We start from the raw sequence: 25734 nt of genomic DNA, 5'->3' as shown, positions 1-25734 counted from the left end.
GCTCCTTGCGACAATTGCGATGGGCCCGGCGTCACGGCGTCCAGAGGACGCGCACCGGGGCTTTAGCGTGTTCGAGCAGGGCGTGCACGGGCAGGCCCGCCCGGGCTTCGATGATCGTCCGCTTTGGAACGCCCGAGATAAGGATCAGGGTCAGCCGCGCCGAGAGGAGGGCCCTCAGCGTCAGCGTGATCCGCGCCACCGGCGGGCTGCCCAGGCCGGCCGGGACCCCCATCACGAAGCGCTCCCCGCTCGGATCCATCGCCGCGTCGCGCCGCGGATCGCCCGGAAACAGCGAGGCCACGTGGCCGTCCTCGCCCATGCCCAGCATCACCACGTCGTAGGGGGCCAGGGCCGCGAGGCGCGGATCGGCGATGTCGGCGGCGGCGTCAGCCGTCGCCACGTCGTGGCGCAGCGGCTCGAATTTGGCCGTGGCGGCGCGCCCGGTCAGCAGTCGCTCGCGGACCAGGCGCGCGTTCGACGCCGGATCGTCCGGCGGCACGAAACGGTCGTCGGACAGCGAGACCGTCACATCGGCCCAGGCCAGCGGCGCCGAAGCCAGGCGATCGTAGACAGGGCCGGGCGACCGGCCGCCCGTGCCGATCAGGCTCGCTCGGCCGCGTGCGGACAGGGCGTCGCCGAGCGCGCCGATCACAGCCTCGGCCGCAGTGGCTTCGAGGGCCTGCGGAGCGTCGTAGGTTTCCAGCATCGATCCGTCGGCGTCCGGCCCGGTTGCGGGCGCGCGCCGCGCAAGCCTAGCCCGCCTCGTGGCGGGCTGCGAGGCGCCACAGGGCCCGCCGTGCGTTTCTGGGGGTTGCGGCGGCGGCGCGTCGCCGCCCTACTGGTCGCGAGCGCAACGGCGAGAAGGCCCCCGATGTCCCAGTCCCTCGATCTGTTCCCGATCGGCAATTGCACCGCGAGCGCGCTGATCGACCGGGCGGGACGGTTCGTATGGGCTTGCGTGCCGCGGGTCGACGGCGATCCGTTCTTCTCGACCCTGCTGGGCGGCAAGGATTCCGTCGACGAGGCGGGTCGGGGCGTCTGGGCCATCGAGGTGGAGGGCGCGGTCGAGACCTCGCAGGCCTATCTGCGCAACACGCCGATCCTGCGCACCGAGATCCGCACCGCCGAGGGCGCCGCCGTCGAGATCCTGGACTTCGCGCCGCGCTTCACCCGGCGGGGCCGCCGTTACCGGCCGCTGGCCTTCGTCCGGATGGTCACGCCGCTGTCCGGAGCGCCGCGCATCCGCATCCGCCTGCGCCCAACGACGAACTACGGGGAGCAGGCCTGCTACCAGACCACCGGTTCGAACCATATCCGCTACATGGCCAAGGACGTGACGCTGAGGCTCACCACCGACGCGCCGGTCAGCCACATCCAGAACGAGCGCGCGTTCCGGCTGGAGGAACCCATCGGCATGTTCCTGGGGCCCGACGAGGGGCTCGACGCCGACGTGGCGACCATCGCCGGCCAGATGCTGCGCGAAACCACGGGCTACTGGCGCGGCTGGGTCCGGACGCTCTCGGTTCCGCTGGAATGGCAGGAAGCGGTGATCCGCGCGGCGATCACGCTGAAGCTCTGCGCCTACGAGGAGACCGGCGCCATCGTCGCGGCGCTGACCACCTCGATCCCGGAACACCAGGCCGAGGACGGCGACGGCCGCAACTGGGACTACCGGTATTGCTGGCTTCGCGACGCCTACTACGTGGTCCAGGCCCTGAACCGGCTGGGCGCGGCCGACATGCTGGAGAACTACCTGGGCTACCTGCGCAACCTTGTGGACGAGGCGACGCGCGGCCCGTTCCAGAGAACCGCCGAACTGGCCTGGCACTCGGGCCTGCAGCGGTCCGAACCGGCCCCGCCCCGCCCGGCCAACGGCAAGGCGGGTCACGTGCAGCCCGTCTACGGCGTGGGGCTGGAGCCGGTGCTGACCGAATGGATCGCGCCGCATCTGGCCGGCTTCCGGGGCATCGGGCCCGTGCGGGTCGGCAACCAGGCCCACGAGCACCTGCAGCACGACGTCTACGGCCAGATCATCCTGTCGACCGTCCAGGCGTTCTTCGACGAACGCCTGCTGCGGCCGGCCACGGAGGACGATTTCCACGCCCTGGAGCCGATCGGCGAGCGGGCCTTCGAGTTGCACGATCAGCCCGACGCCAGCCTGTGGGAGTTTCGCGGCCGCGAGGCGGTCCACACCTACTCGTCGGTCATGTGCTGGGCCGCCTGCGACCGCCTGGCCAACGCGGCCGAGAAGCTGGGCCTCGCCGACCGGGCCGAGTATTGGAACGACCGGGCCGCCAAGGTGCGCGAAACCATCGAGACGCGGGCCTGGAACGCGGAGGAGGGCCGCTACGCCGCCACCTTCGGGGGCGACGAACTGGACGCCTCGCTCCTGCAGATGGTGGACGTGCGCTTCGCCGCCTCGGACGATCCGCGCATGAAGGCCACCATGGCCGCCGTGGAGGCGGGCCTGCGGCGCGGGCCCTACATGCTACGCTACGCGATCCCCGACGACTTCGGCCCGCCGAAGACGGCCTTCAATGTCTGCACCTTCTGGCTCATCGAGGCCCTGCACCTGTCGGGCCGGACCGACGAGGCGCGGGCGCTGTTCGAGGAGATGCTGGGCCGGCGCACCGCCGCGGGCCTGTTGTCGGAGGACATCGCTCTCGACGGGGCCGAGCTCTGGGGCAACTACCCGCAGACCTATTCGCTGGTCGGCCTGATCAACTGCGCCTCGCTGCTCTCCAAGAGCTGGCAGAGCGTGCGGTAGCGCCTCAGTCGGTCCAGGCGCGGCCGAAGCGTTCGATGAGGGCGAAGGCGCCGGAGGGGCCCCAGCTGCCGGCCGCGTAGGGCTTGGGCTGCAGGTTCGCCTCGGCCCAGGCGTCGGCCACGCAGTCCACCCAACTCCAGGCCGCTTCCACCTCGTCGCGGCGGACGAAGAGGGTGGCGTCGCCGTGGATCACGTCGAGCAGCAGCCGCTCGTAGGCGATGCGCCGCCGGCCGCCCACGCCCTCGTAGGTGCGCAGCAGCGACAGCGACAGCGGCAGCGACTGCAGGCGCATGCCGCCCTGGCTCAGGCCCGGCGCCTTGTTCATCAGGGTGAGCTTGATGTCCTCGTCCGGCTGCAGGTCGATGACCAGGCGGTTGGCGACGAGGTCGTGGATCGAGGCCTGGCCGAAGATCGAATGCGGCACGGGCTTGAACTGGATGGCGACCTGGGTGCGTTTCTCCGGCATCCGCTTGCCGGTGCGCAGGAAGAACGGCACGCCGGCCCAGCGCCAGTTGTCGATGTCGGCCCGCAACGCCACGAAGGTCTCGGTGCCGCTCTTCTCGCCCCGCTCGGCCTCGTAGCCGTCAACCGAAGCGCCCCGCACGACGCCCGGCGTGTACTGGCCGCGCACCGACTTCTCGTTGGCGTCCACCCGGCTGAAGCGGCGCAGCGAGCGCAGCACCTTGACCTTCTCGTTGCGGACCGAGTCGGGCTCCATGTCGGCCGGCGGCTCCATGGCCACGAGGCACAGGAGCTGCAGCATGTGGTTCTGCAGCATGTCGCGCAGCGCGCCGTACTCGTCGTAGTAGGGCCAGCGGTCGCCGACGCCCTCGGTCTCGGCCACGGTGATCTGGACGTGGTCGATCGACAGGCTGTTCCACAGCGGTTCGAACAGCGTGTTGGCGAACCGCAGAGCGATCAGGTTCTGGACCGTCTCCTTGCCCAGGTAGTGGTCGATGCGGAACACCTGGTTCTCGTCGAACACGCCGCCCAGCGAGCGGTTGATGCGGCGCGAGGAGTCGAGGTCGCGGCCGATCGGCTTCTCCAGCACGATCCGCGACGCCTCGCTCGCCAGGCCCACGCCGGCCAGCGCCACGGCGATCTTCTCGTAGAGGCTGGGCGAGATGGCCAGGTAGAAGAACGGCCGCCGCGCGCCCTCCAGCGCCGCGCAAAGCTTGCCGGCGCCCTCGGCGGTGGTGGCGTCGGCCGCCACATAGTCGATGCGCTCGGCGAACCCGGCCCAGACCTCGTCGTCCACGCCCGAACTGCGCTCGCTGACGGTCGCGTGGGCCTGCTCCAGGAACGCCTCGCGGGTGAGCTCGGTCCGGGCCGTGCAGACGATGCGGAACCCGTCCGGCAGGAACCGGTCGGCGTGCAGGAAATACAGCGACGGCAGCAGCATCCGGCCCGCCAGGTCGCCGGTCGCGCCGAACAGCACGATGGCGTCAGCTTCGTTGGCGGGCATGGGCTTTCCTCTTGCGACGCGGAGGCGGGAGACGAGCGCGCGGCGGCTTCGCGGTCAAGGGGCGGGCCGCGTTTCGGCGCGGGGATCGAACGGCTCGCCTCTGCGTTGTGTCGGCATGCCTGCCGGGAGGTTCATTTTGCTGGAAGCGCCTGCGGTCGCCCGCTCGCTGGCAATCTTCGCCCCGAAAGGCCCGGCCCAGGCCGGCGAAGGGTTGATCGTCGGGAAGAAGGGCGCCAGCGTCGACGAACTGCCGGACTGGCTGGAGGCCGCGCGATGAGCCGGCTGATCGTGGTGTCGAACCGGGTGAATCCGCCCGCCGAGTCGGGCGAAGAGAGCGTCGGCGGCCTGGCCATGGCGCTGGCGGCGGCGCTGCGGGAGTATTCGGGAATCTGGTTCGGCTGGAGCGGCCGCACCACGCCGGAGTTCACCGGCCGCCTCGCCATCGAGCGCGTCGGGGGAGTGACGACGGCAACGGTCGACCTCGAGGCGGCGGACCTCGACGAATACTACAACGGCTACGCCAACAAGACGCTCTGGCCGCTGTTCCACTACCGCACCGACCTGGCCGCGTTCGACCGCGCCTACGGCGAAGGCTACGGCCGGGTGAACCGGCGGTTCGCCGAGACCCTCGCGCCGCTGATCGAGCCCGACGACATCATCTGGGTGCACGACTACCACCTGATCCCGATGGCCCGGGAGCTGCGCCGCCTGGGCGTGAAGAACAGGATCGGCTTCTTCCTGCATATCCCGTGGCCGGCGCACCAGGTGATCATCAACCTGCCCCGCCACAGCGGGCTGGTGGAGGCGATGTTCGACTATGACCTCGTGGGCTTCCAGACGGCGGAGCACCGGCAGGCGTTCGAGGAATATGTGCTCAACGAGGCCGGCGGCGCGCAGACCGCGCCGGGCGACCTCTCGGCGTTCGGCCGAACGCTTCGCGTGGGCGCCTTCCCCATCGGGATCGACGCGGCGGAATTCGCGCGGCTGGCGGCCAGCCCGCGCGCGGGGCGCATGCGCGACCTGATGCGCGCCTGCACGGTCTTCCGGCGCCTGATCGTCGGCGTCGACCGGCTGGACTACTCGAAGGGGCTCGAGGAGCGATTCCTGGGCTTCGAGCGCTTCCTGGCCGAGAATCCCGACCTGCGCCGGCAGGTGCTGCTGCTGCAGATCGCCCCGCCCAGCCGCGAGTCCGTAGAGGCCTACCAGGATATCCGCGCCCGCCTGGACGCCCTGTCGGGGCGCATCAACGGCGAGTTCTCCGATCTCGACTGGTCGCCGTTCCGCTATGTGAACAAGGCCTATCGGCGCGACGAGCTGGCGGGGCTCTACGGGGCCGCCCGCATCGGCATGGTCACCCCGCTCCGCGACGGCATGAACCTGGTGGCCAAGGAATTCGTGGCGGCCCAGGACCCCGAGGACCCCGGCGTACTCATCCTCTCGCGGTTCGCCGGCGCGGCGGGCCAGCTCCGCGACGCCCTGCTGGTCAATCCCAACAGCGCCGAGGAGGTGGCCGACGCGCTGAAGCGGGCGATCTTCATGGAGAAGGACGAGCGCATCCGGCGCTGGCGGTCGATGTTCGAGAGCGTCTCCCGCGAGGACGTGACCGCCTGGCGGGACGCATTCGTGCGCGCCCTGGCCGCGATGCGGTCCGAACGGTCGGCGGTCGCGGTCTAGCCTCATGGACACGCTCACCCGCTACCGGTCCATGCGGGATTTCGCAAAGACGACCGAGCCGAAGGACGCCGCCAAGACGCAGGCGTCGAAACGCCTTAGGTTCGTGATTCAGAAGCACGACGCCACCCGCCTCCACTATGATCTGCGTCTCGAACTGGACGGCGTCTTCAAGTCCTGGGCGGTGACCCGCGGCCCGTCCCTCGATCCGCACGACAAGCGTCTCGCGGTCGAAGTGGAGGATCATCCGCTGGACTACGGCGATTTCGAAGGGACCATCCCCCAGGGGGAATATGGCGGCGGGACCGTGATGCTCTGGGATCGCGGCTACTGGACGCCCGAAGGCGACGCGCGGGACGGGCTGAAGACGGGCGAGCTCAAGTTCGACCTGGACGGCGAACGGCTGAAGGGGTCCTGGGTCCTGGTGCGCATGAAGGGCCGCAAGGGCGAGCGACGCGACAACTGGCTGCTGATCAAGCACCATGACGGCTGGTCGGTCGACGACGGCGGCGCGGCCATCCTGGACGAGGAGACGACCTCGGTGGCGTCGGGCCGGACCATGGCCGCCATCGCCGAGGGCGGAGGGCCGACGCCCACGCGGTTCATGACGGAGTAGGGCAGGGTGGCGGAGGCCGACGATCCGACCGTGATGGGCGTGAGCCTCACCCACGCCGACCGGCCGCTGTGGCCCGACGACGGCGAGGGCCGGCCGATCACCAAGCTGGATCTCGCGCGCTATTTCGAGACCGTCGGGCCGTGGATGCTGGAGCATATCCGAGGCCGGCCCTGCTCGATGATCCGCGCGCCGGAGGGCCTCGGCGGCGACCGCTTCTTCCAGCGCCATGCGGGCCGGGGCGTGCCGGGCCTGATTACCCAGGTGGAGGTGGCCGGCGACGACGAACCCTACCTGCAGGTGGATCGCCTGGAGGCCCTGGCGGCGCTGGCCCAGATCGGGGTCCTGGAACTGCATCCCTGGAATTGCGCGCCCGGCGAGCCGGAGGTTCCCGGTCGCCTGGTGTTCGACCTCGATCCCGACGAAGGCTTGCCCTTCGATCGCGTGGCGGAAGCCGCCCGGGCCGTGAAAGCGCGGCTGGACGCGGCCGGCCTCGTCGCCTTCTGCAAGACCACCGGCGGCAAGGGCCTGCATGTGGTGACGCCGATCGTGCCCGGCGGTTGCGACTGGGCGGCGGCGAAGCGGTTCGCCCGCGCGGTCTGCGACGCCATCGCCGCCGACGACCCCGACCGCTACGTGGTCTCCATGGCCAAGGAGAAGCGCAAGGGGCGCATCTTCCTCGACTATCTTCGCAACGACCGGATGGCGACGGCTGTGGCGCCGCTGTCGCCACGTGCGCGGCCCCTGGCGCCGGTCTCGTTCCCGCTGACCTGGGGCCAGGTCCGCCAGGGGCTCGATCCCCTGGCGTTCACCCTCCGCACGGCCCCTGCCCGCTTGAAGCGCACCAAGGCCTGGGCCGGCTACGAAGAGGCCGCGCGCCCTCTTTCCGACGCGATCGCGGCGTTCAAGCGCGGCTGAACCCTCCCCCGGAACGTCCGTCGAGAGGGTGTTTCGTCAGGAGTCCGCCATGCCCATGCCCAAGGGTCTCGCCACGCCCGGTCGCATTCTCGTCCTGGTCCCGCCGGTGACCGTGGCCTGCGCGATCTTCGTCGCCCTGGTGTTCGGGGTGATCCACACGGTGGAATCCGGCCAGCCCGCCGACGCGGCCGGCGCGCAGAAGATGGCCACCGCGCCGCACGTCCCCGCCGCCCACTCCTAAGGGACGTAGCCGTCGACGATGTAGACCCGGCTGGTGGACGAGGCCTCCCGGATCGGCAGGATCGCCTGATAGGCGGGCGAGGCGCGCCAGGCGCGGGCCTTCTCCCGGCTGGGGAACTTCAGCACCACCAGCCGCTGCGGCGGCTCCCCGCCGTGCACCGCCTCGGGCGCGCCGCCGCGGATCACATACTCGCCGCCGAACGGCGCGAAGGTGGCCGGCACCTGGGCGACGTAAGTCCCGAACTTCGCCGCGTCGGTCACGTTGATCTCGTTGACCACATAGGCGGGCGCATCGGCCGCCCAAGCTGCGCCCGCCGCCAGGGCGAGCGCCGCGACGCCCGCTCCGATCATCGCTGTCCGTCTGCGCATCGTGTCGCCTCTCCCAGGTTGCGCGAGGAGGCTAGGCGCGCCCCGCGCCAGGGGGCAAGGTCCGTCGCGCATTCCGGACACATTGGCGAAACAGCCGCTGTCTAATTGGACCGGAACTTCGAAAAATCGGCTCTGGGGAAACGTCATGATCCGTCGCTCGCTGCTGGCCGTTTCGGCCGCGTTCGTGCTCGCCGCCGCGCCGCTCGCCAGCCTCGCCCAGGCGCCGGCCGAGGCCTTCGCGTCCGACGCGACCCAGGTCGTCAGGATCAAGCAGGGCGCGCTCAAGGGGACGGTGAAGGACGGCGTCGCCTATACCCTCGGCATTCCCTATGCGGCCGCGCCGGTGGGAGACCTGCGCTGGAAGCCGCCGGCGCCCGGCCCGTCGTGGGCGGGCGAGCGCGACGCTTCGAAACCGGGCGCCAGCTGTTCGCTGCAGCAGGGCGGGACCCAGGACGAGGACTGCCTGTTCATCAACGTCGTGCGGCCGGCCAACGCCAAGCCGGGCGACAAGCTGCCGGTGATGGTGTGGATCCACGGCGGCGCCTACATCATCGGCACGTCGATGGGATCGTTCGGCGGCGACACCGACGGGACCAACTTCGCCAAGACGGGGATCGTCGCGGTCAGCCTGAACTATCGCCTGGGCCGCGCCGGCTGGTTCGCCCACCCCGCCCTCACAAAGGAAGGGGCGACCGGCAACTACGGCATGATGGACCAGATCGCCGCGCTCAAGTGGGTGCAGGCCAACATCGGCCAGTTCGGTGGCGACCCGAAGAACGTGACGATCTACGGCGAAAGCGCCGGCGGCATCTCGGTGCTGTATCTGATGCTGGCGCCTCAGGCGAAGGGCCTGTTCTCCAAGGTCGTCGCCGAATCCAGCTTCGGGCGGTTCGAGCCCAAGCCGCTGGCCGAAGCCGAGGCCCAGGGCGTCGAGGCCGCCAAGGCTGCGGGCGTGACCGGCGACGACGCCGCGGCCGCGGCGGCGCTGCGCAAGCTGCCGCTCTCGGCCATGCCCTACACCGGCTCCTTCGTCGGCCGCGCGGGACCCATCGCCGACGGGACCTACATCACCGGCGGGATCGCCGAGGGCTTCGCGGCGGGCGCGGAGGCCAAGGTTCCGCTGATGATCGGCGGCAACTCGAACGAGGCCAGCCTCGTGCGGCCCCAGGCGGCGCAGTTCGACGCGCTTCCGGCGCCGCTCCAGGCCGTGGTGTCCAAGGTCTTCGATCCGGAAGGAACCGGCGACAAGGCGCGGATCATGAACGACGTGACCACGGTCAACATGATCACCGAGCCCGACCGCAACATCGCCCGGCTGCACACCAAGGCCGGCGCCCCGGTGTGGCTCTACTACTTCTCGCACGTCCCCGAGGCCGCCAAGGCGCGCCAGCCCTATGGCGCGCGGCACACCGACGAGATCCGCTACGTCTTCGGCGCGCCCACCGCGCCGATCGCCTTCACGCCGCAGGACAAGGCGCTCTCCGACGCGATGAACGCCTATTGGGCGGCGTTCGCGAAGGCGGGCGATCCCGACTCCGCCGGCGGCGTGGCCTGGCCGAAGTTCACGGCGGAACAGGAAGGCCAGGTCGAGTTCGGCGACGGCGGCGTGACCGTGCGCGAGCATTTCCTGAAGGCCTGGCGCGACGCCGCGGAGATGGCGGCGAACCTGAAGAAGTAGGCGTCAGCCGCCGCTGAGCGCGCCGAAGATCAGGACCTCGCCGCCGTTACGGACTGGTACGTCCACGCGCCTGGCTTCGTCCTGGCCGACGAAGATGCGCATGTGGCGGCGGATGCGGTCCTGCTCGTCGATCACGCGGAACTTCAGGCCCGGAAAGCGCCGGTCCAGGTCGTCGAGCACGGCCGCCACGGTCGCGCCGTCGGCTTCCACCCGGGTGGCGCCGTCGGTGTAGGCGATCAGCTGCGAGGGGATCGACACGCGGATCATGCGGGCGTGGCCGTCACCGAATAGATCTCGGGCAGGTGGGCGCAGATCTGCCGCCAGTTCCCGCCTTCGTCGCCGGTCATCCACACCTCGCCGCCGGTGGTGCCGATATAGAGGCCCATGGGGTCGCGCGCATCGGCGCAGAACGCCTGGCGCTTGACGGTGAACCAGCCCTGCACGGCGGGGAAGCCCTTGTCCTGCCGCTCCCACGAAGCGCCGCCGTCGCGGGTTCGGTAGGCGGCGGGCCGCCCGCCCGGGCTCACTCGCGGCCAGACCTCCGTGCCGTCCATGGGCCAGACCCAGGCGGTGTCGCGGTCGCGCGCGTGGGGCACGATGGTGAAGCCGATGTCGCCGACCTCCTTCGGCATGGCCTCGCCGATCCGTTCCCACCGCTCGCCGGGCCGATCGAGCCGGTAGATCCCGCAGTGGTTCTGCTGCCAGAGCCGGTCGGGGTCGGTGGGGGCGAGCGCCACGAAATGGCTGTCCTGGCCGTATTCCGGATAGGGGTCGGGGAAGAAGTCGCAGCGGACGTTCTGGTTCAGCGGCCGCCAGGTCGCGCCCTGGTCGGTGGTCTCGAGCACGCCGGCCGAGCAGGTGGCCAGATACATGTGGCGCGCGTCGCGGGGGTCGATGATCACCTGATTGAGGATCGCGCCGTCGGGCGTGCCGCCTTCGGGCGGGAACCAGTCCATGGCCTTGGGATGCAGGTTCAGGCCCTCTACGCTCTCCCAGGTGTCGCCGCCGTCGGCGCTGCGGAACAGGGCCGGCGGTGAGACGCCCGCCCACCAGACGCCCGGTTCGTCGGGGTGGCCGGGCTCCAGCCAGAACGAGTGGTCGACGGAGCGGCCATGGGGATCGCCCTTGGGAAACGCCGGCGGCCGGCTCGCCTCGGCCCAGGTCTTGCCGTCGTCGGTCGAGCGCAGGATCGTCGGACCCAGGTGTCCCGTCGACGCCGCCATCAGCAGCGTCCTGGCGTCGCGCGGATCGCGGACGAAGTGGTTGATGATCTGGCCCAGGAACAGGGGCCCCTCGACACGCCAGCTCGCCCGCGCCGCGTCGCTTTCCAGGGTCCAGGCGCCCTTTCGGGTCCCAACGAGCAGTCTGATGGCGTCTGACATGATGAGGTTCCTCCCCCTTCAAGACGCGCCGGGAGGGCGGACTCCGACATCAGACGCCAAGGACGTCAAGTTGATGGAACGGCGTTCTAGCCGAACGGCCCGCCGGAGGGCGCATGCGCGTCCCAATAGGCGCGGATCTCGGCGCGCGGACTGAGCTCCTGGTGGGTGTCCTCGTCGAAGATCATCACCGCCCGCCCGGCGTCGTCGTAGGGGCTCCACGGCGGCAGGTGCGGATTGTTGGGGTCGCCGGTCCGCACGAAGGCGCTCCAGGCCGAGGCCAGCCGGTCGGCCATCCGCTTGCCCGACGTCGAGCCGGCGAAGAACGCGTCGCGGTACGAGTGGAAGCTGGCCGAGACGTCGATGCCGTGCACCGCGCCGAACTTGCCGTCGTAGGCCGGCGTGCGCCAGTTCCACTGGTACATGTAGACGGGGGCCCCGCCGGCCGCCGCCTTGCGCGTCGCCTGGAGGAACGCGCCGCGCCGGAAGCCGGAGTCGGTGAACACCTGGGCCTGGATCAGGAACGGCGTAGCGATCGGATCGTAGCGCCGGTAGAGCGCGGCGATCTCCTTGCCCTGGCCCTTGAACCGCTTGTCGAGCAGCTCGACCAGCCCCGCCTCGGTGAGATCGAAGTTGGTCAGCGACAGGGCGGCGTCCTCCAGCGTCGTCGAGACGATCATGGGCACGTCGTGCGACTCTTCGGGCGCCTTCGGATCGAAGGGATGGTGCGGCAGGGCGTCGGTCCCGATCACCGGCGCGAAGTTGGCGCCGGCGACCGTCTGGGCCTCGAGGATTTCCCGCCAGGTCTTCTTCTGGATGTCGCCGGCGGTCTTCGGCGTCAGGCCGAGCTGCTTGAGCAGCTTCTCGGCCATGGCCGCGCCGGCTTCCGGCGTCGCCAGGCGAACGGCCGAGCCCGACTGAACGCCCGCGCGGTGGAACAGGCCCTTGGCTGGCGGCATGGCCAGCACGGTCGAGGTCTTCGCCCCGCCGCCCGATTGGCCGAAGATCATCACCGCGCCTGGATCGCCCCCGAACGCCTCGATATTGGCCTTCACCCATTCCAGGGAGGCCACCATGTCGAGCGCGCCGCACACCCCGGCGTACCTGAAGGCGTCCGGCGCGCCGGCCTCGTGCAGGCCCGCATAGCCGTAGGCGGCCAGGCGGTGGTTGATCGTCACCACCACGGCGTCGGCGTAGTAGGCGAGGTTCTTGCCGTCGAAGCCCGGCGCATTGCCCGATCCCGTCGCAAAGCCACCCCCGTGGAACGAGACGAACACCGGCTTCTTCGCACCGCGGTCCAGCTTGGGCGTCCAGACGTTCAGGACCAGGCAGTCCTCGCCCATGCCGCCGACCTGCCGGTCCCACTGGATCAGCTGGCCGTACTCGCCGCGGATGTCGGCCTGCACCTGAGGGCAGACCTGGCCGAAGGCGAAACATTCGCGCACGCCCCGCCACGGCGCCGGCGGCTTGGGCGGCATGTAGCGGTTCTTGCCGCCGGTCGGCGCGCCGTAGGGGATGCCGCGGAACTCCCAGATCGGGCCGTTGGCGATGCCCATCACCTTGCCCGACGCAATCTCGGTGGCGGCGAACAGCTTGCTGGCGCCGGCGCCGGTGGCGAGCCCGCTGACCGGGCGCTCCTGCGCCAGGGCCTTCGGGGCGGCTGCCGCGGCGGCCAGCGCGCCGGCGGCGGCGATCACGGTGCGGCGGTCGGCGGAAAGGGAGCCCTTCTCGGCCATGGCGACGTCCTCCAGGCCAGGCTTGCGGCACGCTGGGGATGCGCGTCTGGCCCCGCCGCTCCCCTTGGCGCGGACCTTAGGACCATACCGCTTTTTCGGTCAATCAGTGGAAGTCGCGGCTGCGGATCAGGCCGCCCTGGACCTTGGTGCGCGCGGTGATCGCGCCTTCGTCGTCGCGCAGCTCGGAGAGCCGGCCGGACAGGTCGGTGAAGCGTTCGGCCACCAGGTGGATCACCTCGCCCTCGCGCTGGACCTGGCCGTGGACCACCACGAAGGACGAGGTCATCACGAGGCGGCGGTTGGCTTCGAAGGCGTCGCGCCAGACGACGATGTTGGCGACGCCCGTCTCGTCCTCCAGGGTCATGAACACCACGCCCTTGGCGGTGCCCGGCCGCTGGCGCACCAGCACCAGCCCGCCCACCGAAAGCCGGCGGCGGTCGCGCGCGGTGCGCAGCGCCATGCAGGGGAAAACCTTCGCCCGCGCCAGGTCTTCGCGGAAGAAGCCGACAGGGTGGGCCTTCAGCGACAGGCTGGTGGTGCGATAGTCCTCCACCACATGCTGCGGCAGGTTCATCAGCGGCAGCTCGACCTGGACCTCCTGGAGGTTCTGGCGCAGCAGCAGCGGGGCGTCGCGCTCGGCGCGCCATTCGCCGGCCAATCCCTTCACCGCCCACAGCGCCGCGCGGCGGTCGAGCCCGATCCCGCGGAAGGCGTCGGCCTCGGCCAGCAGCTCCAGCGCCCGGCGCGACACGCCGCTGCGACGAGCGAAGTCCTCCACCGTCCGCGCCCCGGCCTCGCGGGCCTTCGCCAGCGCCACGCCGTCGGCTTCCTTGAGCCCCTTCACCTGTCGCAGGCCCAGGCGGACGGCGCGGAGAGGGTGCGCTCGCTCCTCCCTCGTCGCGGAGGCGACGGGGGAGGTGGCTCGGCGCGGCACGCGACGAGACGGAGGGGGCATCGAGCCCGATGGAAGCAGATCGCCTTGCGCCCCCTCCACCGCTTCGCGGTCCCCCTCCCCCGAAGCGTTCCCTTCGGGGGAGGAGCATTCCTCCAGCGTGCAGTCCCAGTCGCTGGCCATGACGTCGGGCGGGCGCACCTCCACCCCGTGTTCGCGCGCGTCGCGGACCAGCTGGGCCGGCTGGTAGAAGCCCATCGGCTGGCTGTTGAGGAGCGCCGCGCAGAAGGCGTCGGGGTGGTGGCGCTTGATCCAGGCCGAGGCGTAGACCAGCAGCGCGAAGCTGATCGCGTGGCTCTCCGGGAAGCCGTACGAGCCGAAGCCCTCGATCTGCTTGAAGCAGCGCTCGGCGAATTCGCGATCGTAGCCGCGCCGGATCATGCCCTCGACGAACTTCACGCCGTACTCGCCGACCGTGCCCATGTTGCGGAAGGTGGCCATCGAGCGGCGCAGGCCGTCGGCGTCGTTGTCGGAGAATTCGGCGCCGACGATGGCCACGCGCATGGCCTGCTCCTGGAACAGCGGCACCCCCATGGTCTTCCCCAGGATCGATTCCATCTCGTCCTGCGGGTATTCGGGCGCCGGGCGGGGGAAGGAGACCGGCTCGATCCCGTCGCGGCGCTTGAGGTACGGGTGGACCATGTCGCCCTGGATCGGCCCGGGCCGCACGATCGCCACCTCGATGACCAGGTCGTAGAACTTCCGGGGCTTCAGCCTTGGCAGCATCGACATCTGCGCGCGGCTCTCCACCTGGAACACGCCGACAGAATCGGCGTGGCACAGCATCTCGTAGACCTCCGGGTCCTCCTGCGGGATGTGGGCGATGTCGGTGATGCGCCGGCCGTCCGGCAGCGGCGGCAGCATCTCGAACGCCTTGCGGATCGCCGTCAGCATGCCCAGCGCCAGCACGTCCACCTTCATCAGCGACAGGGCGTCGATGTCGTCCTTGTCCCATTCGATGAAGGTGCGGTCCTCCATCGCGGCGTTGCCGATCGGCACGGTCTCGTCCAGCCGCCGCTTGGTCAGCACATAGCCGCCCACGTGCTGCGACAGGTGGCGGGGGAAGCCCAGGAGCTGGTGGGCCAGCGCCGTGGCGCGGCGGATCTCGGGGGCGTCGGGGTCCAGCCCGGCCTGGCGGATATGCTCGTCGGGGACCCCGTCGCCGTAGCTGCCCCAGACGGTGTTGGCCAGGGCGGCGGTGATGTCCTCGGTCAGGCCCAGCGCCTTGCCCACCTGGCGGATCGCCATGCGCGGGCGGTAGTGGATGACGGTCGCCACGATGGCGGCGCGGTGGCGGCCATAGCGGCGGTAGACGTACTGCATCACCTCCTCGCGCCGCTCGTGCTCGAAGTCGACGTCGATATCGGGCGGCTCGCCCCGGTTCTCCGAGATGAAACGCGAGAACAGCAGGTCCTGGTCGGGCTTGGTGGGGTCGACCGAGGTGATCCCCAGGCAGAAGCAGACGCAGGAATTGGCCGCCGAGCCGCGCCCCTGGCAGAGGATGTCCTGCTCGCGCGCCCAGCGGACGATGTCGTGGACGGTCAGGAAGTAGTTGGGGAAGTCGAGCTTCTCGATCAGGTCCAGCTCGTGCCGGACCAGCTTCCTCACCTTGTCGGGGACGCCGCCGGGATAGCGCCACTCGGCGCCGGCCCAGGCCAGGTCGCGTAGGTGCTGGATGGCGGTCTTGCCCGGCGGCACCGGCTCGTCGGGATATTCGTAGCGCAGCTGGGAGAGGTCGAAGCCGATCCGTCCGGCGATCTCGGCGCTGCGCTCCACGGCTCCGGGAAAGCGGGCGAACAGGCGGGCCATCTCGTCGGGGCCCTTGAGGTGCCGCTCGGCGTTGGCGGCGAGCCGCAGGCCCGCCTCGTGGATCGTGCAGCCCTCGCGGATGCAGGTCAGCACGTCCTGCAGGGGCCGCCGCTCGGGGCCGTGGTAGAGCACGTCGCCGGTGGCGACCATCGGCGCGCCGGCCGCCTCGGCCAGGGCGGCCAGATGCGAGAGCCGCTTCAGGTCGCGCGCGCCATAGCCGCGCGAGGCCGCGAGCCAGGCGTCGGGCAGGTCGCCGACGATCCGCTTCAGGTCGTGTTCGAACGCCGCGTCCAGCCGCTCGGGCGGAACCACCAGGGCGAGCTGGCCCTCGGCATGGGCCAGGAAGTCCTCCCAATGCAGCTCGCACGCGCCCTTCTCGGCGCGGAGCTGGCCGGCGGTGAGCAGCCGGGTGAGCCGGCCGTAGGCCTCGCGGTCGGAGGGATAGACCAGCAGGCTGGGGGTCCCGTCGGCGAAGTCGAGGCGGCAGCCGGTGAGCGCGCGGATCGGGCGCCCGCCCTCGTTCAGCCGACGCATCTCGGACCAGGCGCGCACCACCCCGGCCAGGCTGTTGCGATCGCAGATCCCGATCGCCTCGATCCCCAGCGCCGCCGCCGTCGCCACCAGCTCGTGCGGGTGCGAGGCCCCGCGCAGGAAGGCGAAGTTGGTCGTGGCCTGCAGCTCGGCGTAGCGGGTCATGTGAGGTCGGTGAAGGGGTTCCAGGCCACCTCCCAGAGGTTGCCCTCGGGGTCGGCGAAGTAGCCGGAGTAGCCGCCCCAGAAGACGTCCTGTGGCTGTTTGACGGCGGTGGCCCCGGCGGCCAGAGCCTCGGCGAAGGCGCGGTCGACCCCCTCTTTCGAGGGCTCGTTATGGGAGAGGGTCACGCCGGTGAAGCCCGAGCCTTCCGAGGAAACGCCCGCGTCCTTGGCGGCTTCCTCCCGTGGAAACAGGCCCAGCCAGGTCCCCTCCAGGCGGAACATGACCATGTCGTCGCCGGGCGTGTAGTTGTGGGTCGGGAAGCCCAGGCCGTCGCGATAGAAGGCGACCATCCGCTCCAGGTCGCGGGCGCCGAAGGTGATCAGGCTGATCTTGGGTTTCATGGGGTCTCCTCACCCGAACAGGCCGTGCAGCCACCACTTCGGCGGCGCCTCGCCATAGAGGCCGGCGCGGAACAGCCAGAAGCGGGCGCCGCCGGCGTCCTCCACGCGGTAGTAGTCGCGGACGTGGCCCGTCGAGACGTCCTCGATGTCCTGGGTCCACCATTCCGCGCCGATCCGCTCGGGCCCCTCGGCGCGGCGCACGCGGTGCAGCCGGCCGCGCCAGCGGAACTGGATCGGCGGATCGTCGGGCAGCAGCGCGGTCACGTCCTCCAGCGGCTCGGGCCGGCGGAACAGGCGCACCGGCCGCGGCGCCTCGGGGTCCCAGGGGAAGGCCTCCACCATCTCGTCGGCGAGCGGAGGCCGGCGGGATACGGACCGTTCAGGCACATGGCTCTCGACCGGGGCCGCGCGCCAGACGCGTTCGGGCCCCAGGCGGTTGGCGAGGCGATCGACCAGGGGCGCCAGGCTGTCACGGGCCTCCACGCCGGCGTCGAGGCGGCTCTGGCGGGCGCCGAGGGCCTCGACCTCATAGGCCCAGATCGACACGGCCTCGACGCCGAAGCCGGGGTCGACGGTCTCCAGCTTGGGCTGGAACAGCCGCGCGATGCGGCCGGCGTCGCGGCCGGCCCGCGACAGGCCGACGGCGAGGGTGGGCGACTTGCCGTCCACGCGGTGGAAGGCGATCTCGAAGCGGCGCGCGCCGTGATCCTCGGCCTCCAGCCGCGCGCAGAGCTTGGCGGTCACGTCGCCGGCGACCCGAGCCATGTCGTCGGGGGCGCTGATCGGCTCCACGAGGGCCAGCCGCGCGGCCCAGGGCGTCGGCGGGCGGCGGAAGCGGAGCGCCTCGGGCGCGCGGCCCAGGGCCTGGTCGAGGCGGGTGAGCGCCGCGGCCCCGAACCGGCGGCCGAACGGCGCGCGGGGGATGTCCATCACCTGTCCCAGCCGGCGCAGGCCCAGGCGCTCGATCTGGGCGGCGGCTTCGGGATCGAGCCGCAGGGCGGCGGGGGGCAGGGGCGCCAGCAGCGCGGCCTGGCCGCCGGGCGGGGCGATGACGCCGTCGGGGCCGAAGCGGGCCAGGGCCCAGGCCGCGCCCGGCGTGTCGGCGACGGCGAGGCGGAAGACCAGGCCGTTGGCGGCCAGGCGCGCGCGGAAGTCGGCCAGCATCGCCGCCTCGCCGCCCCAGAGATGGTCGGCGCCCTCGATGTCGAGGAACAGGCCGTCCGGCGGATCGGCCGCCACGGCGGGCGAGAAGCGCACGCACCAGTCGACGAGGGCGGTCAGCGCCGCCGCGTCGGCGTCCGGCTCGGCGTCGGCCAGCTCCAGCTCGGGCACCAGGGCCCTGCCGTCGGTGGCCTTCTGGCCGGGGAACAGGCCCAGCCGGGCGGCCTCGGGGCTGACCGCCACGAGCCGGCGGATCTGGCGGACCGTCTCGACCAGGGCCAGGGGCGAGACCGCCCCCTCCGTCGCCCCTGTGCGGGGCGACACCTCCCCCGCCGATGCGGGGGAGGAGCGGGAGTCCGGCGCTTCGCTCCTCCCTCGCGTCAGCGGGGGAGGGGGACCGCGGAACGCGGTGGAGGGGGCCTCAGGCCGCGCGGCGGTCTTGCGCCGGCGCCAGTTCGCGATCGCCCAGCTCGGCGACCAGGCGCAGAGGATGCGCGGCATCGCCCGTCTCCCAGGAATAGGCGGAGGCCGCCTCGAGGATCCATGCGCCGGGCCGACCGCCCCGGCTGCGTTCCAGCGTCACCGAAAGCCGCGGCGCGCCCAGGCCGAACTCCCCCGCCGGCGGCTCGGAAGGCGCCGAGGCCACGCGCCAGCGGGTGGCGGCTGTCGATCCGGCCGGCTCGAGCTTTCCCGTTCCGCCGAACGGACGGCGCTTGATCACGAACCCCGTGGCCCCGTGCTTCTCGCAGGCCAGCTGCAGGCGGCGTCCGGCGGTCAGGTCCACGGCCTCGACCTCGCCGATAACCGCAGAGACGCCCGCAGTGGCGAGCGCGTCCTCCATCACCGCCAGCGCCTCGGCCTCGTCGCGGGCGCACACCTGGATCAGCCGCTGCGGCGGGAAGCCCAGGCCCATCAGCCCGGGCGTCCACAGGTCGTCGCGGCGCATCACCCAGACCGCCTCCCCACGCCGGGCCAGGGGCGTGGCCGTCAGGGCCGCGAAGGCGGCCGGCGCGGCCCCCGTCTCGGCCTCCAGCCCTTCGCCCGTGATCTCGTGCCAGCGCCCCAGCGGCAGCCCGCCGCCGGCGAGGCGGCCGTCCAGCGACGGCGCGCCGAACGGCAGGACGCCCGCATCCGCCCGCCCGTCCGCCTCCAGGACGGCGATCTTCGCGGCGAGGGCGGCGAGCCGCCTGCGGCGAAAATCGGACATGGCGTTGGGACTCCTTTTGTTCCATCTTTGTTCTAGAACCTGGAGCGTCGGAGTCAAGACGCAAGCCGCCAGGGCGGGCGGGGGTTCTAGTTTCCCGGGGCCGCGCCGCCCTGTCCGTAGTCGAAGCCGGGATCGCGCGGGCGTCCTCCGCCGAAGGTGTAGGACAGGCCCACGAACACGGCCCGGTTCTGCGGATCGCCGCGCACGGTCTGCCGCAGCAACGGCGTGTCGATCACGCTGCGGAAGCGGAACGAGGCGAACGCGTCCTGCACCGTCACCACACCGGAAATCCTGTCGTTGAACTTGTGCCGATAGCCGAGGTTCACGAATCCGATCGGTTCGATGTGGCCCTGCGGCGTCAGCCGCCGGCCGTTCACGATCCCCTGGACCTGGAGGAAGTCCCTGGCGGTCGCCTGCCAGTTCAGGGTGGCCCGGCCGAAGACGCTCGCCCCAGACCGGCGGGTGCTGCCGAAGCCCAGGTCGCCGGCGTCGATCTCGCTCCACAGGGCGTTGCCGCTGAGCGAATAGGTCAGGCGGCCCGGCAGGCGGCCGTTCGCCGTGAGCTCCAGCCCCGCGGCCTGGAAGCTGCCGACGTTCTCGCGGGTCTGCAGCAGCACGCCGCCGCCGAGGTCGCGCGTCACGTCGTTCACCGCGTCGCGGCCCGACCGATAGTACAGCGTCGCCAGGTACATCGTCCCGCGCTGGCGCTGCTCGTAACCCAGCTCGAAGGAGTCGGTCGTCTGCGGCTTCAGGTCGGGATTGCCCGCCCGGAAGGTCTGCGGGTCGTAGTAGATCCGGAAGGGGTTGTAGTCCTGCGGGTTGGGCCGCTGGACCCGGCGGCTGTAGCTGGCCTTGAATTGGCGGCCCTCGTCCAGCCGCCAGCTCAGATGCAGGCTGGGATAGAGCCGGACATCGTCGTCGCCCTGCTTCAGGCCGTCGGTGACCTGATTGAGATCGATCCGCGTGACCTCCGCGCGCAGGCCGGCGAGCGTCGTCAGCCGGCCGAACGGCCGCTCGTAGGTGGCGTAGGCGGCGTGCACCTGCTGGTCGAACTTGAAGAGGTTCGAGCGGCCGGGATCGATCGCCGCCGGCCCGCCTTCCGGGCCACGCCCGAACACGACCCGATAGTCGTTGTCGTCGCCGTCGAACTCGTAGCCCAGCTTGAGCTTCACGCCGCCGGCCAACGGCCGCGAATAGTCAGCCTTGAGCTGGGTGCGCCAGGCGTGGTCGCGCTGCTCGGTGTCCTCGTAGGCGCCGGCGGCGGCCGGAATCCGGACATGCCGCAGCGCCACGCGGCTGCGGTCGTCGTCGTTCAGTTCACGCACGAAGCTCAGCGAGACTTCGTGGTCCTCGCCCATCTTGCGGCGATAGCCGAGCGTCGTCTCGAGGGTGTCGCGGTCCTCGCGCAGGGCGTTGGCGGTGTCGTCCGCCAGCACCACGTCGCCGGCCGCCGTCGCCTGACGCACGGCCAGGGCGCTGAGGCTGTCATAGGTCAGGCTCCGGTAGTTCACCTCGGCGCTGAACCGCGTCTTGGCGTCGGGATCGTAGTCGACACCGCCCCGCAGGTTGGCGAGCCGCACGTCGCCCGATCCGATATTGTCGCGGGCCTCGTCCGTCGGCTGGCCCGCGCCCGAGGCCACGAAGGACTTGGTCATCGCGCTGACCTGCTTCAGCGAGTCGTGGCGGCCATAGGCGGAGCCGCTCCAGGTGAAACGGCCGTCCTTGTAGGTCACGTTCGCCCCGCCGTTCTGGCGGCCGCTCGAGCCGAGGTTGGCGCGCGCGCCGCCGCTGAGCCCCGGCTTGTCCGTCTTCTTCATGACGAGGTTGATGATCCCGGCGGACCCTTCCGGACTGAACGCCGCCGAGGGGTTGGTGATCACCTCCACGCGCTCGATCTGGTCGGCGGGAAGGCTCTGCAACGCCTGGGCCTTGCCCTCGCCGCGGAACATCCCCGAGGGCTTGCCGTCGACCATGATGGTGACGTTGGGATCGCCGCGCAGGCTGACGTTGCCGTTCACGTCGACCTCGACCGAGGGCACGTTGCGCAGGGCGTCGCTGATCGAACCGGTGGTCGCCTGCAGGTCGCCCGACACGCTGTAGCTTCGCCGGTCGATGGAGGTGCGCACGGGCGGCGGCTCGCCCGTCACGGTGACGCCCTTCACGGTCTGCTGGCTAGCGTCCGGCCTGGCCGGAGCGGGGCCGGCGGGAATCGGTTTCGCCGGGTCGGGCTCGGCGACCGCCGGGACGGACGCGGCCAAGGCCGCCGCGAGGGCGAGCCAGGACGGACACCAACTCACTGCGCTCTCCCCCGCCGCGCCGCCCCAGACGCTCCACAAGCTAGAGTGTTGGATCGGCTCGCGGCGACTTTGTGTCGAGCCCGCCGGCCGTACGGGGTTCGGTGTTCCGGCCAACTCTTGCTAGACCAGCCGGATCGAAGACGGCGAGGGGCGCATGCGGTTCGTTCTGTTCAAGGGCCAGTCCCAGTACGGGTCGCTGCGCCTGCACATCGACCAGCTCGCCGAAGCGCTGCGCCAGCAGGAGCACGACGTGCGCGTCGTCGATCTGGAGCCTCCCGAGCGGATGGCGGCGATCAACGCCGCGCTCGCCGATCCGCCGGACTGCTTCTTCGGCATCGGCGGCGTGGGCAGCGACCTGCGCAACGCCTCGGGCTCGGTCTACGACCAGCTGGGCGCCGTCTATGCGACGCTCTACGTCGACCATCCCGTGCACCACGTGCCGCGGATCACCGCGTCCATTCGGCGCTACGTCGCCTTCTTCCTGGATCGCTCGCACGTACAGTTCCTGGCCGGCTGGCCGGGCGCGCGGGGGCTGGCCGTCCGCAGCTTCCTGCCGCCCGGCGCCAACGAGCTGCCCGAGCCGGTCGACGCCTCCGACGAGGCCTTTGCCCGGCGCGACATCCCGCTGCTCTTCACCGGCACCTACCGTGGCCCGCCCCAGCCCGGCTGGGCGGCGTGGGAGGAGAGCCCGGCGAAGGAGGTCGTCGGCGAGATCGCCGGGCGCATGGCCGCCGACGGGGCCCTGCCGATCCTGGACGCCTTGAAGGCGTCGCTGGCCTCCCGCGGCGGCCAGCTCACGCCTGAGCTGTTCGACCAGTTCGTGCCGCTGCTGCAGCCGGCCCAGGCCTTCGCCGAGGCCTATCATCGCGACGCGCTGCTCCACGCGCTGGGCCGGGCAGGTGTTCCCATGCACGTATACGGAAACGGCTGGGAGGCGTTGACGGCGCTCTATCCCAGCTTCGTCTACGGCGGCGTCGGCAGCTTCGAGGAGACGATGCGTCTCCTGAGGCGCACGCGGCTGGTGCTCAACACCAACAACGGCTTCGTCGCGGGCGGGCACGAGCGGGTGTTCACCGCCATGTGCGCCGGGGCCGCGGTGTTTTCCGACGCCAGCAAATACTACGCGGAGGCGTTCAAGGAGGGCCGCGAGATCGTGACCTTCCCGTGGAGCCGAATGGCCGGCGCGCCCGAACAGCTGCTGGCCCTGATGGACGACACGCCCCGGCTCGCGGGGATCGCGCGCGGCGGCCACAAGCGGGCGATGGCCGAGCACCGCTGGTCGGACCGCGCGTCCAAGATCGTCAAGGCGGTCAAGCAGGCGCGCTGAGCACGTTAGGCGAAAGTGTGAGCGGTTTCGCCGCTCGAACGCGCTCTATGCTTTTGGATCTCGAGCACGATGGGGTCAGGTGATTCCACCTGACCCCATCGTGCTCTAGCTTTGGCGGGCGGGCTTCACACCCGTCATCCTCGCCCTTGTGGCGAGGATCCCTCCCTCGGCGGCCCGGACGGCGCCAGGCGACCGCCGATCGCGCGGCGTCGAGAGGGATCCCAGGCACAAGGCCTGGGATGACGGTTCATCTATTGCAGCGCCTCGTACTCGGCCGGCGTGCCGCAGAAGACCACCTCGTCCGTCTCGATCAGCCGGTAGCCGATCCGCGCGCCCCGGCGGATCAGGTGGTTGTAGAGCGGGGCGACGTAGAGCTCGGCCGCCTGCGGGGCGTTGCGCTCCGCGGCCAGGGCGGCGCGGAAGTCGCCGGCGCGGGCGAAGTGGTAGAGGCCCGTGCAGCAGAGGTCGGAGATCGGCCGCTTCTCCGCCGTCTCCAGCGCCAGCGGCTCCGGCCCAGGCGCGGGCCTCACGTACGACCAGTTGGCGCCCTCGCCGCGAAAGACCTCCAGCCAGCCGTCCATGACGGCGAGCGCGCCACCGGGAAAGGCGAAGCCTGGCCGGAAGGTGTCGATGTTGAAGATGGTGAGCGCGGTCTCCGCGCCGACGCCGGCCTGATCCAGCCCCACCTCGACCGTCTCGGCCTGGCCGGCCGTGGGCTGGTCGAGGAGCGCGAGCGTGACCTCGGCGATCCCCAGGGCGTCGCACTCGGCCCGTACGAAGCCGGCCGCCTCGCTGCGGGCGATGATCAGGAACGGCGTGCGCGCGAACTCGGCCTCGAAGCTCCCCACCGCGTGGGCGAACACGCTGCGGCCGTGGAGCGGCAGCATGTGCTTGGGGACCGCGTAGCCGGCCTCGGCGAACCGCCGCGAGGCCCCGGCCATGGGGATCACGATCATCGGGCGTCCAGGTCCCGGAACAGGCGCAGCGCGTTGGCGACGAAGGCGCGCTGGCGATCGGGTCGGTCGGCGTGCAGTGGCAGCATGGAAAGGAACAGGCCCGTCATGGCGGCCCGCACCGTGGGCGACAGCGCGGGCTCGCCATCGATAGTCGTCTCGCCGAGCGCGGCTTCCAGCCAGGGCTGGGCGGCGATCTCCTCGAAGGCCAGGGTGAAGTCGCCGTCGTGCTCTGTGGCTTCGTAGCGGCCGGCGATGATCTGGTCGTAGCGGCCGACCGCCGAGTGGGCGAGTTTGGCGAGGTCGTAGCGCAGGTCGCCGTAGATGCCGGGCCGTTCGCCCACCAGCCCGCGCGGGTCGAGCGCCCGCACGCGGCGCACCCGGCTGTCGTAGAGCAGGTTCGAGAAGCAGAGGTCGCCGTGCATCACGCATTCGCGGCGGCCGGACTCCAGGTCGAGGCCCGCGGCCAGCCGCTCGGCGATCTCCACCAGCGAAGGCGTCGGCTGGCCGTCGAAACGCAGCGGCCGATCGATGGGAAAGCCCGTCTCCCGCGCGTGTCGCTCCAGCCGGGCCAGGGTCTTGTCGACGCAGAGCGTCCGCAGCGCCGCGTCGGCGGAGTCCTCGGATCTGTCGGCGGCGCAGGCGGCCAGCAGCGCCTCGCAGGCCGCGAGGATGCGCATCCAGGAGTGCCGGCCCAGCAGGCCGTGGACGAACAGCTCCGAGACCACCGGCAGGAACTCGTACTCGGTCTCGTAGAACGCGCGGCCGTCGTCGACGCCGTGCGCCAGCAGGCGGGCGGTGTGGATCTGCACCGGCGCGGGGATGGCGTTCAGCCAATGGGCCTCGGCGCGGATCTTGGCGCGATCGACGCTGGTCTTGCGCGCGGTCAGGCCGTCGATGCGCACGGTGTTGAAGGCCCGCGCGGTGGTCACCGCCAGGCGCGACTGGAAGAACGTCTGCAGGTGGCCGAAATCCAGCCATTCGGGCGTTTCGACCATCTCGACCGGGCGCTCGGTCAGGTAGCGGTTCACCCCGGCCACGAAGTCGCCGCGCATGCGGGAGAGCGCGCGGACCAGCCCCAGCGACGACGAGAAGCTGAAATAGCCCGCCGCGATCGGGCGACCCTCGTGGCCGTCTTCGCCCGCCGGCGTCGTGTCGAGCGACAGCACGCGCCCGTCGTCGCCCCGGCGCATCTCGGCCCAGGCGTATTCGCTCATCCGCGGGCCGCCGACGATGACGTCGTCGCGATCGAGGGGTGGGGCGCCGATCAGGGTGTCGCCGTGCAGGATGTGGATCGGCCCTTCGCCGGCGCCCACGGAGTTCACGGCGTAGACGACGGCCTCGCCCAGGCGCAGGCCTTCCGGGATCGGCAGCAGTTCGACGCCGCGCTCGGCCAGGCGCCGGGCGTCGTGCGCAGGGACCTGGAAGGTCTCGGGGACCACCATGTGGAACTGTTCGCCGCCCTCCAGCGCATCGAGCTGGAGTTCGTAGAGCCGCCGCGTCCCTACCGGCAGGAACGAGGGCGGCAGAGGGCCGAACTCGGCGGCCAACTCCTGGCCGACGACCGCGCCCGACATGATCAGCCGCAACGGCGCCAAGCCTCAGGCCTCCTTCGCCAGCAGGGCGCGGATCTCGTCGAGGCTCAGCCGGACGAACTCGCTGGGCCGCACCGCTTTGTCGTCGATGTAGAAGCCCTCGGTCCCGCACCAGGGCTTGCCCACGTGGATTTCGTCGTAGGGCACCTCGTGGCGCGCCAGCCAGTCGAGGATGACGGGCAGGGTCAGGGCGTTGATCTTGCCGATCGAGCCCTGGTGGGTGCGCATGTTGCGGGCCGAGCAGATGACGATCTCGAAGCCCTGGGCGCGGTATTCGCGCAGGCGGGCGATCAGTTCGGCGTTGGGCCGGCGTTCGGCATAGGGCCGCTCGGGCTCGTCGAGCGCCAGCGTTCCGTCGAGATCGAAGACGAGCCGCTTCATGGGATCCTTCCGGGCTCCGGCTTCGCCTGTTCTAGACGATTCCTGGCGATTGCCGCCAAGCGCGGTTGCCCGCGTCACAGAAACCGGGGCTAATCCCGGCCAAAACGCGGAGGGGATAT

Annotated in this window: 22 protein-coding genes; 8 read left to right on the top strand and 14 right to left on the bottom strand. The window is 71.2% G+C overall.

The window, feature by feature from the left end:
* Positions 1-31: 31 nt before the first annotated feature.
* Complete coding sequence (gene pgl / locus GC203_RS03320) at positions 32-706, bottom strand: 6-phosphogluconolactonase (RefSeq protein WP_293451311.1); 675 nt, start codon at positions 704-706, stop codon at positions 32-34.
* 165 nt (positions 707-871) lie between these two features.
* Between pgl and GC203_RS03315 the strand changes: the two genes are divergently transcribed.
* Positions 872-2767: a glycoside hydrolase family 15 protein gene (locus GC203_RS03315; RefSeq protein WP_293451309.1), complete on the top strand. Its 1896-nt coding sequence runs from the start codon at positions 872-874 to the stop codon at positions 2765-2767.
* A 4-nt stretch (positions 2768-2771) separates the two neighbouring features.
* On the opposite strand, the gene zwf is transcribed toward GC203_RS03315, so the two are convergent.
* A complete protein-coding gene (gene zwf, locus GC203_RS03310) occupies positions 2772-4232 on the bottom strand; it encodes a glucose-6-phosphate dehydrogenase (protein ID WP_293451307.1) in 1461 nt (486 codons plus the stop codon).
* Positions 4233-4368: 136 nt separating this feature from the next.
* On the opposite strand from zwf, the gene GC203_RS03305 reads away from it, so the two are divergent.
* From GC203_RS03305 to GC203_RS03290, 5 genes are read left to right on the top strand one after another with little or no spacing between them, the layout of a single operon-like run.
* The gene (locus GC203_RS03305) at positions 4369-4509 is read left to right on the top strand and encodes a hypothetical protein (protein WP_293451305.1); all 141 of its coding nucleotides are present in this window, start codon (positions 4369-4371) and stop codon (positions 4507-4509) included.
* Complete coding sequence (locus GC203_RS03300) at positions 4506-5906, top strand: trehalose-6-phosphate synthase (protein WP_293451303.1); 1401 nt, start codon at positions 4506-4508, stop codon at positions 5904-5906. Before GC203_RS03305 ends, GC203_RS03300 begins: the two co-directional genes overlap by 4 nt.
* A 4-nt stretch (positions 5907-5910) precedes the next feature.
* Entirely contained in the window at positions 5911-6519 is a 609-nt protein-coding gene (locus GC203_RS23900; protein ID WP_366501394.1) for a DNA polymerase ligase N-terminal domain-containing protein, read from the top strand.
* A 6-nt stretch (positions 6520-6525) separates the two neighbouring features.
* Positions 6526-7434 carry a non-homologous end-joining DNA ligase gene (gene ligD / locus GC203_RS23895; RefSeq protein ID WP_366501392.1) on the top strand — a complete coding sequence of 303 codons (909 nt, stop codon included), beginning with the start codon at positions 6526-6528 and terminating at the stop codon, positions 7432-7434.
* 49 nt (positions 7435-7483) lie between these two features.
* Entirely contained in the window at positions 7484-7675 is a 192-nt protein-coding gene (locus tag GC203_RS03290; RefSeq protein ID WP_293451301.1) for a hypothetical protein, read from the top strand.
* On the opposite strand, the gene GC203_RS03285 is transcribed toward GC203_RS03290, so the two are convergent.
* The gene (locus GC203_RS03285) at positions 7672-8043 is read right to left on the bottom strand and encodes a DUF1330 domain-containing protein (protein WP_293451299.1); all 372 of its coding nucleotides are present in this window, start codon (positions 8041-8043) and stop codon (positions 7672-7674) included. The genes GC203_RS03290 and GC203_RS03285 overlap by 4 nt on opposite strands.
* 145 nt (positions 8044-8188) lie before the next feature.
* Between GC203_RS03285 and GC203_RS03280 the strand changes: the two genes are divergently transcribed.
* A complete protein-coding gene (locus tag GC203_RS03280; RefSeq protein WP_293451297.1) occupies positions 8189-9721 on the top strand; it encodes a carboxylesterase family protein in 1533 nt (510 codons plus the stop codon).
* Between the two features lie 3 nt (positions 9722-9724).
* Here GC203_RS03280 and GC203_RS03275 read toward each other — a convergent pair whose 3' ends face one another.
* The 8 genes from GC203_RS03275 to GC203_RS03240 all read right to left on the bottom strand — a co-directional run bounded on the left by GC203_RS03275 (position 9725) and on the right by GC203_RS03240 (position 21359).
* Positions 9725-9988 (bottom strand): MoaD/ThiS family protein, encoded by a 264-nt coding sequence (locus GC203_RS03275; protein ID WP_293451295.1) that lies wholly within the window; start codon positions 9986-9988, stop codon positions 9725-9727.
* Complete coding sequence (locus tag GC203_RS03270) at positions 9985-11103, bottom strand: glycosyl hydrolase (protein ID WP_293451293.1); 1119 nt, start codon at positions 11101-11103, stop codon at positions 9985-9987. The genes GC203_RS03275 and GC203_RS03270 overlap by 4 nt, the downstream gene beginning before the upstream one ends.
* Before the next feature lie 86 nt (positions 11104-11189).
* Positions 11190-12836, bottom strand: coding sequence for a carboxylesterase family protein (locus tag GC203_RS03265; protein ID WP_293451291.1), 1647 nt, complete (start codon positions 12834-12836; stop codon positions 11190-11192).
* A 103-nt stretch (positions 12837-12939) separates the two neighbouring features.
* On the bottom strand, positions 12940-16293 hold the full coding sequence (locus tag GC203_RS03260) for an error-prone DNA polymerase (protein ID WP_293451289.1): 3354 nt from the start codon (positions 16291-16293) through the stop codon (positions 12940-12942).
* Positions 16290-16694: a VOC family protein gene (locus GC203_RS03255; protein ID WP_293451287.1), complete on the bottom strand. Its 405-nt coding sequence runs from the start codon at positions 16692-16694 to the stop codon at positions 16290-16292. Before GC203_RS03255 ends, GC203_RS03260 begins: the two co-directional genes overlap by 4 nt.
* A gap of 9 nt (positions 16695-16703) precedes the next feature.
* Positions 16704-18356, bottom strand: coding sequence for a DNA polymerase Y family protein (locus tag GC203_RS03250; protein ID WP_366501390.1), 1653 nt, complete (start codon positions 18354-18356; stop codon positions 16704-16706).
* Complete coding sequence (locus GC203_RS03245; protein ID WP_293451285.1) at positions 18277-19062, bottom strand: protein imuA; 786 nt, start codon at positions 19060-19062, stop codon at positions 18277-18279. Before GC203_RS03245 ends, GC203_RS03250 begins: the two co-directional genes overlap by 80 nt.
* Before the next feature lie 86 nt (positions 19063-19148).
* A complete protein-coding gene (locus GC203_RS03240; protein ID WP_293451283.1) occupies positions 19149-21359 on the bottom strand; it encodes a TonB-dependent receptor in 2211 nt (736 codons plus the stop codon).
* 154 nt (positions 21360-21513) lie between these two features.
* Between GC203_RS03240 and GC203_RS03235 the strand changes: the two genes are divergently transcribed.
* Positions 21514-22686: a glycosyltransferase gene (locus GC203_RS03235; protein ID WP_293451281.1), complete on the top strand. Its 1173-nt coding sequence runs from the start codon at positions 21514-21516 to the stop codon at positions 22684-22686.
* A 251-nt stretch (positions 22687-22937) separates the two neighbouring features.
* On the opposite strand, the gene GC203_RS03230 is transcribed toward GC203_RS03235, so the two are convergent.
* The 3 genes from GC203_RS03230 to GC203_RS03220 are packed head-to-tail and all read right to left on the bottom strand — an operon-like array spanning position 22938 to position 25615.
* A complete protein-coding gene (locus tag GC203_RS03230) occupies positions 22938-23642 on the bottom strand; it encodes an NTP transferase domain-containing protein (RefSeq protein ID WP_293451279.1) in 705 nt (234 codons plus the stop codon).
* Positions 23639-25237 carry a hypothetical protein gene (locus GC203_RS03225; RefSeq protein WP_293451277.1) on the bottom strand — a complete coding sequence of 533 codons (1599 nt, stop codon included), beginning with the start codon at positions 25235-25237 and terminating at the stop codon, positions 23639-23641. The genes GC203_RS03230 and GC203_RS03225 overlap by 4 nt, the downstream gene beginning before the upstream one ends.
* 3 nt (positions 25238-25240) lie before the next feature.
* A complete protein-coding gene (locus GC203_RS03220; protein WP_293451275.1) occupies positions 25241-25615 on the bottom strand; it encodes an HAD hydrolase family protein in 375 nt (124 codons plus the stop codon).
* Between the last annotated feature and the right edge of the window lie 119 nt (positions 25616-25734).

The sequence above is a fragment of the Phenylobacterium sp. genome (assembly GCF_016124325.1).
GTDB lineage: Bacteria > Pseudomonadota > Alphaproteobacteria > Caulobacterales > Caulobacteraceae > Phenylobacterium.
The sequence above is the reverse complement of the archived record's forward strand: the minus strand, read 5'-3'. Positions and strand labels throughout refer to the sequence as shown.